Origin of the sequence: Geosporobacter subterraneus DSM 17957, from assembly GCF_900142145.1 — a bacterium.
GTDB lineage: Bacteria > Bacillota > Clostridia > Peptostreptococcales > Thermotaleaceae > Geosporobacter > Geosporobacter subterraneus.
Genome location: NZ_FQZV01000029.1, coordinates 1 through 14,622, shown reverse-complemented (window position 1 = coordinate 14,622; position 14,622 = coordinate 1). Strand labels below are relative to the sequence as shown.

Genomic DNA, 14,622 nt, shown 5'->3' with positions numbered 1-14,622 from the left:
TATAACATAAGGGAGGGTTAAAGATGCGTTATAAGGTATTAGCAATCAATCCGGGTTCTACTTCAACAAAGATCGCTTTATATGAGAATGAACTAGAGATATTCTGTAAAGTAATTGATCATCCAGTTGAGGAAATTGAAAAATATAGTAAAGTTCAAGACCAGTTTCAAATGAGAAAAGATATAATAATTTCATTCTTAAAAGATTACGGACTTAACTTGAAAGAGTTATCTGCTGTTGTAGGAAGAGGGGGGATGCTTCCATCGGTAAAATCTGGAGCTTATAGAGTAAACGATCTTATGACAGACAGGTTGAAAAACAGACCGGTTATAGAACATGCGTCAAATCTGGGAGCATTAATCGCATACGAGATAGCAAATAGCATTGGTGTATCTGCATATATTTATGACTCTGTTCGGGTAGATGAACTGAAAGACATCGCACGTATATCGGGTATGCCAGATATAACAAGAACAAGTACAAGTCATGCTTTAAACTCAAGAGCAATGGCAATGAAGGCAGCTAAAAAATATAACAAGAAGTACGAAGAAATGAACTTTATTGTTGCCCATTTAGGCGGAGGAATATCCCTAAGCGTTCATGAAAAGGGGCGCATGGTTGATATAATAGCAGATGATGAAGGACCATTTTCGCCGGAAAGAGCCGGAAGAGTTCCTTGTAAGGAGCTTATAGACCTCTGCTACTCAGGGATATTTGATAAGAAAACCATGAGCAAGAAGCTGCGAGGAAATGGAGGTTTAAAAGCATATTTAAATACAGTAGATGCTAGAGAAGTAGAAAGAATGATTGAGAATGGAGATGAAAATGCAAAGCTTGTTTACGAGGCTATGGCTTATCAGGTGTCAAAGGGGATAGGTGAGCTTGCAACAGTCGTTGAAGGTGATGTTGATGCAGTTGTTATAACAGGAGGAATCGCCTATTCAAAAATGATGACTGGATGGATTAAGAAACGTGTTGAATTTATTGCACCTGTAGAAATTATGCCTGGTGAAAATGAAATGGAATCTTTAGCTTTAGGCACACTTAGGGTATTAAGGGGTGAAGAAGAAGCTAGAGAATATGATTTAGACTAAAGTCTGTTAAATTTGTTAAAAAGGTTAGTCTATTCAATGCTTGTAGGATATCGCAACCAACTAATTATAAGGCTATAAAAAGGAGTGAAAAGATAATGGTATCAAAAGAAATGTACGAATTAGGAGCAAAACGATCTGTAATTAGAGAATTATTTGAATATGGAAAGCAGCAGGCTGCAATTGTTGGAAAAGAAAATGTATTCGACTTTAGTATTGGAAACCCAACTGTTCCAGCACCAGAATGTGTAAAAGAAGCAATACTAGAATTATTGGAAACATCAAAATCAGAAGAAATTCACGGTTACACTTCAGCACAGGGAGATTTGGAAGTAAGAAGGGGACTGGCTGATTATATGAGTAATATGTTTAATTGTCAGCTAAATGCAGACAATTTTTATATGACATGTGGTGCAGCGGCTTCCTTAAGTATTACACTTAGGGCTCTTGCTGCAAATCCAGAAGATGAAATAATAATTATTGCACCGTATTTTCCAGAATATCAAATTTTTATAAGAAATGCAGGTGCAAAGGTTGTGGCGGTGCCAGCGGACACAGAAAAATTTCAAATTAAGATGGAGTTATTAGAAAAAGCTATTACTTCCAATACAAAGGGAATTATAATAAATTCACCTAATAATCCATCAGGCGTTGTTTACTCAGAAGAAACATTAAAAGCTTTAGCAGGTTTATTGAAAAAGAAATCTGAAGAATATAAGAAACCTTTGTATCTTATATCAGATGAACCATACAGAGAGATTATTTATGACGACCTAAAGATACCATATATTCCAGCTTATTATGAAAATGCAATTATATGTTATTCATATAGTAAATCACTTTCACTTCCGGGAGAAAGAATAGGTTATATCTTGGTACCTGATTGTGTGGAAAATGCTAAGGCTGTTTATACAGCAGTATGTGGAGCTGGACGTTCCCTTGGATATGTATGTGCTCCAAGTATGTTCCAGAAAATAGCTTTAAGGTGTCTTGGAAAAACAGCAGATGTGGCATTATATGATACAAATAGAAGGCTGTTATATGATGGACTAAGTAAAATGGGCTATGAATGTGTTAAACCAGACGGTGCGTTTTACTTATTTGTAAAATCATTAGAAGAAAATTCTATAAATTTTGCTAAAAAAGCAAAGAAACTTAACCTTCTCATTGTGCCCGCAGATGATTTTGGATGTCCAGGGTATGTTAGAATTTCTTATTGTGTGGCCCAGGAGATGATCAAAAGATCTTTTGATGCATTTCAGAAATTAAGAGATTTGTATTGATAAAAGACGATATTTTAATGTTTAAAGGGGACACTTTTATCCTGTAAGGTAAGAATCTTAACCGTATAACAGTCTTATAAGTACATATAGGAAGAGGGGTAGTATTATGAATTACACTATAAACCCAGGGGTGTTTGAGCTTAATCCAAGGCTCCATTTTGGAATTCTGATAGGAAAAGGACTTAATAATAGTGTATCCACATCTTTAGATGTTGATTCGATGAGGAATGCAGAGAATCATGTAAGGCAAATCATTAAGGAAGAAGAGCTTAGGAGTCTCCCTATTATACAAGAGTATCGTAATACTATGGAAAAGGCAGGTATAAATCCTAATAAATATCCAGCATCTACAGAAGCTATGCTAAAGAGGGTGATCAAAGGCAATTCTCTACCTACAATCAATGCACTAGTAGATTTATGCAATGTAGTCTCCCTAGAGAACCAGATTTCCTTGGGCGGTCATGATTTAAGAGATATCCATCAGGACTTAAGTGTTTGTTTTAGTAAAGGGACAGAAAGATTTTTGCCCTTTGGCGCAAAGGAATATGAAACGGTAGAAGAAGGGGAACTCGTTTTTACAAGTGGAGATATTGTGCAGACAAGAAAATGGATTTGGCGTCAGAGTGAATTAGGCAAAATGACACTAGATACAAAAGATGTTTTCTTTCAGTTGGTAGGTTTTGAAGACAACGAGGGAAGTTCCTTGATAAGGGCACTTGATTCACTGGAGAAGCTTATTAAAGGACGATTTGGTGGTACATGCCAACGTTATATAGTAAAACAAGGCAATCAAAATATTGAATTTTAATACTTAACCTTCCAGGAAATTACTATGATAGTATGGTTATTGTTTAGAAGCCTCCATGAAGTAGGAGGCTTTTTAATTCGTAGATAAACAAATAAAGTACTTTGATGCCGTATCATTGTAAATATTTATGCTAGAGATCGTAGCTTTGTGTCACTCCTTTATAAGTAATAATAAGTAATATCATGTCATGGAGAAAGTAGATTAGCGTTATTAGTAAACAAGCAGCTGCCATTGAGAATATTTATCAATTCCCAAACTATTCCCTAAATATACATTTAAAGAATAGTTGAATTTGGTTATAGAGTATCCGTCAACCTATTTAATTATGCTCTATTTCATATTTCTATATATCATATCCAGATTCGCAAACTTTGTCTTAAAACTGCTCAATAAATATTTTTACTAATAATCTATAAATCTGAAATTGTTCATAATCTAATCATTTAATAAATTACTTAATATTTTTTAAAGTTTTGTGTCTTAAATTTTTAACTTTTGTTATACGTTTAAATTAAATCTGATATGTTTAGTTTAATTTATAGTTTTATTGATAATCTTTATCATTTATGTTTTCCTGTTTGTTTTAATTCCTGGCAGCTTGATCATCTGTCTATGTACTAAATCAACGAAGAAACAACCTGCTAACTGAATAGTAAATCGGTAGATACCTTGATTTGATTATGCAGGCTATCCTCCAGGTTTTTATAGTAATTCTGTTTAACATTTTAAAAATTGTTAACAGCATAGATGGAGCCCTTCGTATAAATTTCTGCAGATCGCAAATCATACAAGTATTACTTTAAACGGCATTAAAGCATTCCATTGCCTGTTTCTTCGACATTATTTTCTTTATCAAATGATAACGTGTTTCAATTGATTCAATGCTGTTTTTTGTCGTTTTTAAGAATCTCTTACAGATATCTGGTAGAATATTATTGTCGAACCAGATAATATGCATAAGCGCTCAAAGAAAGGAATGATTTATCATGATCATTCGCCTCGGCTATGTTGCAATTTCTTTATCTTTGCATGAAGCTTCCCCTAATAAAACCATTACTTATAAAAGCTATGAAAAACTGAAAGATGACGAATCAAAGCTTTATAGACTCAAAGAATTGGTAAGAGAGAACCTTACGAATACAAAGAGAATTTTGATTCATAACCAGGTTCACGATATAAAGGTCTACCGTTTTACTTCAAAACTGATTCCCTTGGCTACTCATCCAGATGTAATTCAGTGGGATTATACAAAAGCCTTTGAGCAGGAGCTACTGGACATCGGCAGTTACGTTAAGCAGCATCAGCTAAGAGTTAGTGCCCATCCGGATCACTTCACGCTGCTGAATAGCCCGAAAGAGGACATTCTGGCTGCTTCCCTCAGAGATCTTAAGTATCATGTTAATTTATTTGAGGGAATGAATTTATCTGAAAAAGAAGCTAAGCTCGTACTCCACGTCGGAGGAATTTACGATAGCAAATCAAAAGCCATTGAGCGTTTTAAAGCCAATTTTGTCAAGCTTCCGTCATCCATCCGCAATCGAATTATATTGGAAAATGATGATAAGGTTTATACTGCCAGTGATGTATTATCTATCTGCAAAGACCTGGGCATCCCTATGGTACTGGACATCCATCACTATTGGTGCAATCAAAATGAAGAAGATTTGTCCCAGTTGTTGGGGGATATCTTTAAGACCTGGGATGGACAAATTCATCCTCCCAAAATCCATGTATCCAGCCCTAGACCGGGTAAAAACATTCGTGCCCATGCTGACGATGTAGAGATTGAATTCTTTTATGAGTTTTTACAGAAGGCCAAGAATTACAACCAAAATTTCGATGCCATGTTAGAGGCCAAAAACAAGGATCTAGCCCTGTTTAAACTTATGGATCAGTTAAAGGAATGTTCTGGAGTCAAAATACTCGATCAATCCTCTTTCGAGTATCACTAATTTTTCAGTTTCACAAATTCCATAAATAAAGAGAACTCCAAAACAATTATTTTGGAGTTCTCTTTATTTGATCTTTTATACTATTCTTTTGATTTGGCAGAAATAACGTGGCCTTTTCACTGCCCTCAAGGAGTCTGTCTAATATTCTTTGTTTTTTACCACTAGCCAGGATCATCGGTATTCCATAGCTGTTTACTTTTTTTGCAGCTTCCAGCTTCGTAACAATGCCTCCTGTACCAAAATCACTAGTATTGCCTACTTCTATGGTTTCAAGCAGTCGGTCCAGGTCTTCTACCTTTTCAATTAGTTCGGCATCCTGGTACTCATTTGGATTTTTATTATATAAACCATCAATGTCACTAAATAATATGAGCAGGTCTGCATTCCACAGATTGGTCGTTAAGGCTGCCAGCGTATCATTATCCCCAATTCTTATTTCCTCCACACTAACCGTATCATTTTCATTAATGATCGGTACAACGCCTTCATCCAACAATGTAAACAAAGTATTTCGTATATTTAAGGTTCTGCTGCCGTCAGAGAAATCATCTCTTGTTAAAAGCATCTGCCCTACATGAATTTGATGGGCTGCAAATACTTTTCGATAAGCATCCATAAGCTCTACCTGTCCGATGGCGCATAAGGCCTGTTTATAATGCATATCTTCCTTTCGCATCCATTTACCAATCGTTGCTACCCCTGCAATTCTAGCTCCTGAAGAAACCAATACGATCTGCTTTCCTTTTGTTACAAAACCGGCTACCTGATCACTCAGCTCTTTTAAAAATTGCTTATTGATGCTTCCATCCTCATTGGCTAGGGTATTGCTCCCTATTTTTATTACTATTTTTTTACTGTTTTCAATAAGTGTACTTATCATGTTATCCCTCTATTCTCTGATTTGTCCGTTTCCTACAATTGTATATTTAACAGTAACCAACTCTTCTAATCCGATAGGTCCCCGGGCATGGATTTTTTGCGTGCTAATGCCCATTTCGGCACCAAATCCAAACTGGCCGCCGTCTGTAAATCTGGTTGAGGCATTAACATAAACCGCCGCTGCATCTACCTGACGCAGAAAAAGATTCGCATGCTCCAATTGCTCTGTTACAATGGCTTCCGAATGCTTTGTACCATACTTATCTATGTGCTCTATTGCCTCCTTTATATCTTCTACAACTTTTATTGCCACTGTATAGTCCAAATACTCCTCAAACCAATCTTCTTCCCCTGCCCTATTTACAGGAATGACTTTCCGTGTTTTTTCGCATCCCCTCATTTCCACTTTCCCATCAAAGCTTTGATATAATAGCGGTAAAAAGTCTCTGGCCACCTTTTCATTCACCAAAATAGTTTCACAGGCATTGCAAACCCCTGGCCGCTGCATTTTAGCATTTTCAGCGATCTTAATAGCCTTTTCAAGATTTGCACTTTCATCGATGTAAACATGACAGTTTCCTACACCGGTTTCAATCGTTGGTACCGTTGCATTTTTTATTACAAATTGAATAAGCTCATTACCTCCACGAGGTATAATTAAATCGATATATTCGTTTAAAGTTAACATTTCCATCACCACAGATCGATCCACATCATCAATAAAACCTATAACATCCTCTGGTAGTCTACTAGCTTTCAATCCTTCCTTTACAGCATTTACTAAGGCACGGTTTGAATGGATAGACGTGGAGCTTCCTCTTAATAATATGCAATTCCCGCTCTTGAGCGCCAGGGCAAAGGCATCAATGGTGACGTTCGGTCTGGATTCGTATATTATTCCAATAACACCCATGGGAACTGTCATTTTGCTGATAGTTAGACCATTCTCCAGTGTCCATACCCGGTTGCTGTTCCAAATGGGATCTCTTAAGTCAATGATTGTCTCTATACCTTCTATCATGTCCTCAATCCTATTTTCATCCAATCGCAGTCGGTCGATCAAGCTTTCTTTCATACCTGCCTCCCGGGCATTACGAACATCTTTTTCATTTTCTGCAATGATAATATCTCTAGAAGCTCTTAATTGTTTTGCCACATAATACAAAGCCTTATTCTTTTTTTTCGTATCTGCAATCCCTAGCAATTTAGCAGCATCTTTTAACCTTTTACATTGTAAAATTAAATTAGACATATATTCACTCCCTTTTTTATTAACATAATATTATTATGTCCCCTATAATATTGTCTTCAATAAAAAAACCCTCATCCCATAAGGGACGAGAGTTTACCCGCGGTACCACCCTAATTAGTCAACAGACTCACTTAGAAAGACCTTAACGCGGCCAAATCGCAACGCTCCAGAGCGGGTTCAAAAAGCTAGCATACAAAGCTCTCACCAGCGCTTTGTTCTCTGTGATACATCACTCTTTTACTTTTCTCCTTCACTGCATTTATCCAATATATTATGATTGATTATAGCTGAAGTGTTTAGATCTGTCAATGTTATTTCTTTTCTCAATATAAAAATAACTGGCAAATGCTGATCTGCCAGTCATTCCACACCTCTTATCCACCAGCCAACAAATGAATCACCTTAACATCGTCTCCATCATGAATAGGGGTCGATGTATAGTGCTCACGATCAATCAGTTGTCCATTTATTTTTACGATAATTTTAGGATAAGAATATTTTTTGATTTGTAACAGCTTTTCTACTGTCAAATTTTCTTCCCAATCGGAATCTCTTCCATTCACTTTAATCAAAGCTTTAACCTCCAGATACAAATAATCTATTACAGATGCCTGCGAACGACTTCAACCACCTCTGGCAGGTCCATGCCTAAACTGCTAAGCTTTTCAATTGTAGGAATACCATCCATTGTCCAGCCGCGGCGCATATAGACAGCATCTATCAGCTTTTCGTACTGCTCTTCTCTATATTTTCTGAGTATCTTCATTTTTTGCTCTGTTGTTTTTCCTTCAGGATCATAGCCTATCAATTCCTTCAGCTGTTGATCATAGCGATCCTTTCTGGATTCATATTCTTCTACAGTTACAGGACCGACAGAGCGATAAGGAATTTTATCATGTGTCCTTTTACCATAGCCCATTCTGATATTAAATACTCTTTGGAAATTATAAACTCTCTCTGACTGTCGGATGAGCTCTTCCTTATCAATATTTTTTCCTGTTACGCCATTAAATATATCTACATAATTTTGAACATGCTCCGGTATTTTTGCTGGTTCGTCAGAGGTTGAATTGCTTTCCGGCGCAATATCATTCCATGGAAGCTTACATAATCCATTCAACCCAAACCAGGTTCTAAACATTGGAAAATAATGCAGTGCTTCGGCTTTATCCTCGAAGGTTGGTATCTGATTATTTACCATATCCATAAAAATGAGCCAGGCTTCATCATGCTGAGGTCCCTTATTTGTTAATCCATATCCGCCTTGCTGCGCTAATGATTCCTTAGGGAGATATTCAGAGAACTCCAGTCCTTTTTGTTCCATCCCAATATCCTGTAGGAAATCAGGATCTGCACCGTATTCTTCCGTGAATATTTTCTTCATTCTTCTAATACCTAAACCGGCTATTTTACCAAAGCCTTCTCCTCTACTCATCTGATGGAGCAGTTCAAGGGCAGCTTCTGCATTTCCAAAATTCAACTCCAACCCACCGGTTTTTTCCTTATCTAAAATGCCATTTTCATAGCATTCCATAATAAATGCTGTAATCGTTCCAAAAGAAATAGTATCTACTGCATAAGTATCGCAATAAAAATTTGCTTCTAATATATATTCCGGATCAAAAATACCACAGTTGGATCCTAAGCCAGCAGCATTTTCATATTCCGGACCGTCTATCGTTACACAATGTCCTTTATAGGGTCCTGTTTTTAATTTAAAGTTATCCGCTGCTTTTGCACAGGATAAAGAACAACCATACCAACAGCCGTCGGCCATGCCTTGAGTAATGTATTTTTTAATAAAAACATCGGAGGCAATCTTATAAGTATCCGGATGACTTCCGTACTTATAGTTATGGGTCGGCAATAGATCATACTCATCCATGACTTCAATAATATTAGCCGTCCCGATTTGACGCATACGGTTTTGCACATGATCTAATCGGTGGATCTCTTTGTGAAGCTTGATACCAGCTTTATTAATCTGTGATATATCAGCAGGATGATTCAGATCGCCTTTTACCCCTTTGAATTTTACAACTAGAGCCTTTATATGCTTATCTCTAAATACGGTACCAATACCGCCCCTTCCGGCCTGCTTTAGCCGTGGCACCTTTCTTCGCACATCATAGAACGTAAAATTAAGAAGCCCGATCAAGGTATGCTCTGCAGCTGTGCCGGCGGTTACTACGGAAATATTTCTTTTATCTGCCTCCGACTCTGCATACATTTCTGTCAGCTGTTCTCCTAATAAGTGACCATCAACAGCTTCCAGAGGCGCTTCTTCAATTCGCACAATGCCTTCATTGCCATCTATATAGATTATTACATCCTTGTCAGCTTTTCCTTGTACCTCAAGAGCATCCCAGCCGGAGAACTTTAGCAGTGGTCCAAAATACCCCCCCACATTGCTGTCTATAGGCATTCCGGTCAAGGGCGAAATCGTAACTACTAGAGATTTCCCCGATCCAGGGTATTGAGTTATGCCACCAATTGGACCACTGGATATGACAATTTCATTTTCAGGATCAGACCATTTGGTTTCAGGGGTCACGGCATTCCATAAATACCATAATCCAAATCCCTTTCCGCCAATAAACTTATCCTTCATTAAATCCGTGACTGGTTTAGATTCTATTCGTTGATCTGTAAGATTAACATAGAGAGTTCTGTTAGTGTAGCCCTTATCCAGTTTTCCTAAATCATACTTATATTCTTTTAGAAGTTTGTGGGCTTTCAGCATTTCTTTAACATTCATGTTTATCACATCCCCCTTACTTAGTATACCCTTTGCTACTCCTCTACTACGGCTGTCTCTGCTATGGTTTCTAATACCGCAGCGGTTTCCCTATTTCCAATGAAAATTGCTTCAGTAGGGCACTCTCTGACGCATAAGCCGCAGGCTATGCATTTAAAGGGTTCAATATAGTCATCATGCTGCCTCATAGCTTCCTCAGGGCAAAAGCCTACACACATAAAACAGCCTACACATATGTCTTTCTTAACACGGACCACATCATTCTTATCTCTGTATAAAGCTTCTACCGGACAAATATCAATACAGACACCACACTGATTGCATACATTAATTTTATTTTCTCCCTGTTTCTCACTGATTTGAATGCAGGATTTTTCTCTGTTTTCCTGTTTGAAATACGCATTTGCACATATTTCTTCACATCTGCCGCAAGCTATGCATTTTGCTTCATTCTTTTCTAGTAGTTTCAAAAGTGATTCACCTCCTGGAATATAATTTATGTAGTTTTTTTCAGTATTTTCACATTTTTTTGCGATTTTGTCAATTATTATTTCACAATGCTTTATGAAGAAAAACTTTTGAGATGATATGCTTGCCTTACTGTTGCTATTTCCAGAGAAACCAGAGTCTTTTATACTACTGATGGTTCAAATATCAATTCTCCCTTTTTAAATCGGTTTATATGAAGCATATCGATGGGGAGAGTAGTTTCTTCTCCTAGGATGGTTTCTGCCATTAATAGTCCTGTCGCTGGCCCAAACATAAATCCGTGCCCGCTGTATCCGATTGCCAAATAAAATCCTTCCACTTCATCGACAGAACCATAAATCGGTTGACGATCCGGCGACATGTTATAGAGACCTGCCCACTGTCTTAAAAGTCTTACATTTTCTAGTGGCGGAAGAAGTTTTGTTATGGTTTTCGCCATTTCTTCCAGGAAGTGCCATCCTGAGGTGATTCTTAAATCTCTAGGTTCTCCTTCATCCCCTCGCCCCATAATAATGCTGCCATGGGGTACCTGTTGACAATATAAATTTAATGAAAAGGACATGACCATCGGATCTAACATAGGTTCTACCGGCTCTGTGACCAAAATCTGATGTCTCTCAGAATAAACAGGCAAATCCAATCCAACCATATTTCCGATTAATTGTGAGTATCCACCTGCAGCATTGACGACAATATTCGTTGAAATATCTCCCTTACTGGTCTGCACCCCCTTGATCTTTCCATTCTCCACAAGGATTCCGGTTACTTCCGTAAAAGTATATATTTCAGCCCCTAATCTTTTTGCCGCATTGGCAAAGGCCTGGGTAGCATGGAATGGATTTAGATGGCCGTCCTTCTGATGGAAGGCTGCACTGATTAGTCCATCTGTATTTAAATAGGGTACAATTTCCTTTGCTTCCTCTAAGTTCAAAAGCTTCGATTGAATACCTAGTCTATTTTGCAGTTCAACATTCTTTTTGAATTGCTCATGTTCTTTCATCGTACTGGATACAATCAGATAGCCTCCTTGCTTAAATTCTATGTCCCCCTCATACTGTAATTCTTCTTGGGCAGATTCAAAAAATTCACAGGAAAGCTTTGAAATCTTGCAATTCATCTCCGTACCCCATTGTTGACGAATCCCTGCACCGCATCGGCCGGTAGCACCGCTGGAAATATACCCTTTTTCAATGACTGCGACTCTTTTTACCCCTTTTTTGCATAGATTATATGCAATCGCACAACCAGAAATGCCGCCGCCGATAATTACCACATCAGCTGTTCTAATCATGTGCTTCACCTCCTTGGGCACATTCGCAAATCGCCTTTAATTTAATTGCTTTTACAGGCGGTCTATAGGTACCTGGCATCAATTCGGCCAGCGGCCTTCCCGTGGCAATAGAGAGTTCACGCAAGACCAGCTGCGTACAAGTCCTTCCTTGGCAAGGCCCCATCCCAACCCTGCTTATTCTTTTTATTTCATCAAAAGTCGTATACCCTTGTGCTATGAGATCACGAATATCCTTGACGCTCAAATCGGAACATCGGCACACAATTGATTTATCGTCCATCTTCATCCCCCATTCCAATATTTCGTACAATCTTGGCAAATTCCTTTTTTACAGCTATTGAGAGAATCGGTGTTTTATCAAATGATTTTGGATTCATCACTTTGATTACTTTAGCTTCACAAACAGGTTTACCTTCCCGGTCCAATCCTTTCACTAAATCATTTTCCTTTGGCAGTGGCAAAAATTCATAAGGTATTTTTATCAGTGCTTCTTGCTCTGAATAAGTCATATCCATGATCATAATAGCCAATCCTGGGCACTTGCTTACGCACAAACTGCATCCGTTACAGGCTTCGTGGTCAATATTGGGCAAATCGTTTATATCTTCGAATTCCTTAATAGCATTTCTACTGCATGCTGTATAACAGGGATTACAGGGAATGTTCTGAAAACACTCGATCACTGCAACCGGTCCTCTATTCAGCCTTTCCTCTGATGGCATAACATTTTCCAGGTCACTTGCTGCGGGCACACCCGTTTTTTCTAGCATTCTATACACCTCCTGAACCTATACTATATTTCTTTTGAAACCGCTGCCTCACTACTGAAGATCAACTCTGAAATTCCCTTTCTTATCTTTTCTCCTACTGGACCTGATCTCAGCGCATTTAATTGTTGGTGCAAATCGTTTTTCTTTTCATTAATATTGTATATTGTATAACCCAGATAATTTGCAGCGGACAATCCTGCCAGAAACCCTTCCACCATGGCACTGCTAGCCTCTTCTACCCCTGATACATCTCCTGCCACAAAGATGCCTTTTACTGAGGTTTCTAAGTCTTCGTTCCGAACAGGTACAAATCCGCCTAGCTCGTTTACATATTTCATCTCACAGCCCGCCTGCCATAATAATTCTGATAATGGTGTTAAGCCTACGGAAATACACATTACATCTACATCAAAGCGTTTTTCAGTTCCCTCAATAGGATTCCATTTATCGTCTAGCTGCCAGATGGTTACACCCTTTAAGGTTTCTGTTCCATGGGCTTCCTTAACGGTGTGTCCTGTATAAATAGGTACTCCCATTCTTCGAATTTTCGATGCATGAACCAGATATCCGCCAATCTTAGGAGACGCATCAACAATGGCCGCTACTTCTACCCCTGCTTGCATTAATTGATAGCTGACAATTAGACCAATATTGCCCGCTCCAAGCATTACTACCCTATTTCCAGGCTTCACACCATACTCATTCATCAAGGTCTGTACTGCACCGGCACCATATACTCCAGGTAAATCATTATAAGGAAAGGCTAGTGTTTTTTCGCTGGCTCCCGTAGCTACAATGATAGCATCTGGTCTTATTTTAAAATAATTACCTGACTGATCAGCCGTAACAACACCGTCTTCATAAATCCCTAAAATTGTTGTATCACTTAATATTTCAACGTTTTCATTATTTTCTACTTTACTAAGCAATATACCGGCAATATCAATGCCTCTTACGGATGCATATTGCTTCTCTGAACCGAAAAACATGTGGGTCTGTTTTACAAGTTGTCCACCTAATTTTTTATTTCTATCTGCAAGCAGTACCTTGCAGCCTAATTCCGCTGCACTGATTGCAGCGCACAAACCGGCAGGGCCGCCTCCAATAATCAAAACTTCTGCAGGCTTCATAATATATCCCCTTTCCCTTCTTGTGTTCTAACAGCCATACCATCCTTTACCATTTCAACACAAATTCTTACATTTGGCTCTCCATCCACTTCCATCAGACAAGATGAACAATTTCCAATGGCACAAAAAAATCCTCTTGGTCTGTGCTTTTCGTGACTATGACTCAAAACCCTTACCCCAGCTGCATGAAGTGCAGCTGCAATCGTTTCTCCCTCATAGCCTTCCAGCAGCATATCATTATAGGTAAAGGTTATTTTACTCCCTCTTTCAAATATTAATATCGGATGTTCCTGAATCCTCACGTCTACACCTCCTATTTTATTTGGGATTCTTCCCCTAAAGGAGAAGAATCCCTTACAGTCTATTGATTGCTATTTTTAGATAGGAATGCTTTATTCAGAAGGTATAAAAATCCGCCTCCATAAAAGCTTAAGGTAATCACCATCATAACAATAGATGTGGTTGACATATTACTTCGACCCCCTTATTTCCTCTAAGGCTGATTCCATAATATCATGACCCTGACCAATCTTATTGGCCAGCCAGTTGTTGGTCAATAGTGAAATACCGATCAGTATGGCAAACTGTACGATGATCGTTCCCACACTAAATATTTCTGTTGGATCCCACCAGTTGCCGGGATACCATGTTATAGCCTGCCAGATCCACCAGCCGATAATCACCACGGTAAACACCGGGAATAGGGCCACACATACACTCCACCATTTTCCGATTTTGTAGTCGGACCATGGAGTATTGATATCGTTGTTTCTTACCTTTTCCAATCCGTGCTTCATCAGGGCAATGGCTACAAACAGTCCACTGAGCAGTAGGCCTACTCCCCATACCCAATCCTGGTTGTCATTGATGTTTAAGCTGTAGGCCGATGGTACTCCTGCGAAAAATCCCCCGATGACTA

14 protein-coding genes, 1 pseudogene and 1 other annotated feature are annotated in these 14,622 nt (G+C 38.4%); of the genes and pseudogenes, 4 read left to right on the top strand and 11 right to left on the bottom strand.

All coding sequences use genetic code 11. The annotated features are described in order from the left end of the window. Window positions 1–23 precede the first annotated feature (23 nt). The 4 genes from buk (at window position 24) to uvsE (ending at window position 5,134) form a co-directional block, all read left to right on the top strand. Window positions 24–1,094 carry a butyrate kinase gene (gene buk, locus BUB56_RS11335; protein WP_110941436.1) on the top strand — a complete coding sequence of 357 codons (1,071 nt, stop codon included), beginning with the start codon at window positions 24–26 and terminating at the stop codon, window positions 1,092–1,094. 95 nt (window positions 1,095–1,189) lie between these two features. Then, window positions 1,190–2,374 carry a pyridoxal phosphate-dependent aminotransferase gene (locus BUB56_RS11330; RefSeq protein WP_110941435.1) on the top strand — a complete coding sequence of 395 codons (1,185 nt, stop codon included), beginning with the start codon at window positions 1,190–1,192 and terminating at the stop codon, window positions 2,372–2,374. Between the two features lie 106 nt (window positions 2,375–2,480). Beyond that, entirely contained in the window at window positions 2,481–3,182 is a 702-nt protein-coding gene (locus BUB56_RS11325; protein ID WP_110941434.1) for a B3/B4 domain-containing protein, read from the top strand. 986 nt (window positions 3,183–4,168) lie between these two features. After that, complete coding sequence (uvsE, locus tag BUB56_RS11320) at window positions 4,169–5,134, top strand: UV DNA damage repair endonuclease UvsE (protein ID WP_110941433.1); 966 nt, start codon at window positions 4,169–4,171, stop codon at window positions 5,132–5,134. A 46-nt stretch (window positions 5,135–5,180) separates the two neighbouring features. Here the strand turns inward: uvsE and proB are convergent, their stop codons facing one another. The 11 genes and pseudogenes from proB to BUB56_RS11265 form a co-directional block, all read right to left on the bottom strand. After that, entirely contained in the window at window positions 5,181–6,014 is an 834-nt protein-coding gene (proB, locus tag BUB56_RS11315; protein ID WP_110941432.1) for a glutamate 5-kinase, read from the bottom strand. A 9-nt stretch (window positions 6,015–6,023) separates the two neighbouring features. After that, window positions 6,024–7,265 carry a glutamate-5-semialdehyde dehydrogenase gene (locus BUB56_RS11310; protein WP_110941431.1) on the bottom strand — a complete coding sequence of 414 codons (1,242 nt, stop codon included), beginning with the start codon at window positions 7,263–7,265 and terminating at the stop codon, window positions 6,024–6,026. Between the two features lie 78 nt (window positions 7,266–7,343). Then, window positions 7,344–7,528 (bottom strand) — a binding site (T-box leader). Between the two features lie 111 nt (window positions 7,529–7,639). Then, window positions 7,640–7,828, bottom strand: coding sequence for a sulfur carrier protein ThiS (gene thiS / locus BUB56_RS11305; RefSeq protein ID WP_242946304.1), 189 nt, complete (start codon window positions 7,826–7,828; stop codon window positions 7,640–7,642). Between the two features lie 38 nt (window positions 7,829–7,866). Then, on the bottom strand, window positions 7,867–10,023 hold the full coding sequence (locus BUB56_RS11300) for an aldehyde ferredoxin oxidoreductase family protein (RefSeq protein ID WP_110941429.1): 2,157 nt from the start codon (window positions 10,021–10,023) through the stop codon (window positions 7,867–7,869). A gap of 35 nt (window positions 10,024–10,058) precedes the next feature. Next, window positions 10,059–10,493 (bottom strand): 4Fe-4S binding protein, encoded by a 435-nt coding sequence (locus tag BUB56_RS11295; RefSeq protein ID WP_110941428.1) that lies wholly within the window; start codon window positions 10,491–10,493, stop codon window positions 10,059–10,061. A gap of 161 nt (window positions 10,494–10,654) precedes the next feature. Next, window positions 10,655–11,803: an NAD(P)/FAD-dependent oxidoreductase gene (locus BUB56_RS11290; RefSeq protein WP_110941427.1), complete on the bottom strand. Its 1,149-nt coding sequence runs from the start codon at window positions 11,801–11,803 to the stop codon at window positions 10,655–10,657. Next, window positions 11,796–12,083 carry a (2Fe-2S)-binding protein gene (locus BUB56_RS11285; protein ID WP_110941426.1) on the bottom strand — a complete coding sequence of 96 codons (288 nt, stop codon included), beginning with the start codon at window positions 12,081–12,083 and terminating at the stop codon, window positions 11,796–11,798. The genes BUB56_RS11290 and BUB56_RS11285 overlap by 8 nt, the downstream gene beginning before the upstream one ends. Further along, complete coding sequence (locus BUB56_RS11280; protein WP_110941425.1) at window positions 12,073–12,573, bottom strand: 4Fe-4S binding protein; 501 nt, start codon at window positions 12,571–12,573, stop codon at window positions 12,073–12,075. Before BUB56_RS11280 ends, BUB56_RS11285 begins: the two co-directional genes overlap by 11 nt. A gap of 23 nt (window positions 12,574–12,596) precedes the next feature. Next, complete coding sequence (locus tag BUB56_RS11275; protein ID WP_110941424.1) at window positions 12,597–13,703, bottom strand: NAD(P)/FAD-dependent oxidoreductase; 1,107 nt, start codon at window positions 13,701–13,703, stop codon at window positions 12,597–12,599. Then, window positions 13,700–14,005: a (2Fe-2S)-binding protein gene (locus BUB56_RS11270; RefSeq protein ID WP_110941423.1), complete on the bottom strand. Its 306-nt coding sequence runs from the start codon at window positions 14,003–14,005 to the stop codon at window positions 13,700–13,702. Before BUB56_RS11270 ends, BUB56_RS11275 begins: the two co-directional genes overlap by 4 nt. A gap of 168 nt (window positions 14,006–14,173) precedes the next feature. Then, window positions 14,174–14,622: pseudogene (locus tag BUB56_RS11265) on the bottom strand (sodium-dependent transporter); the annotation flags it as partial.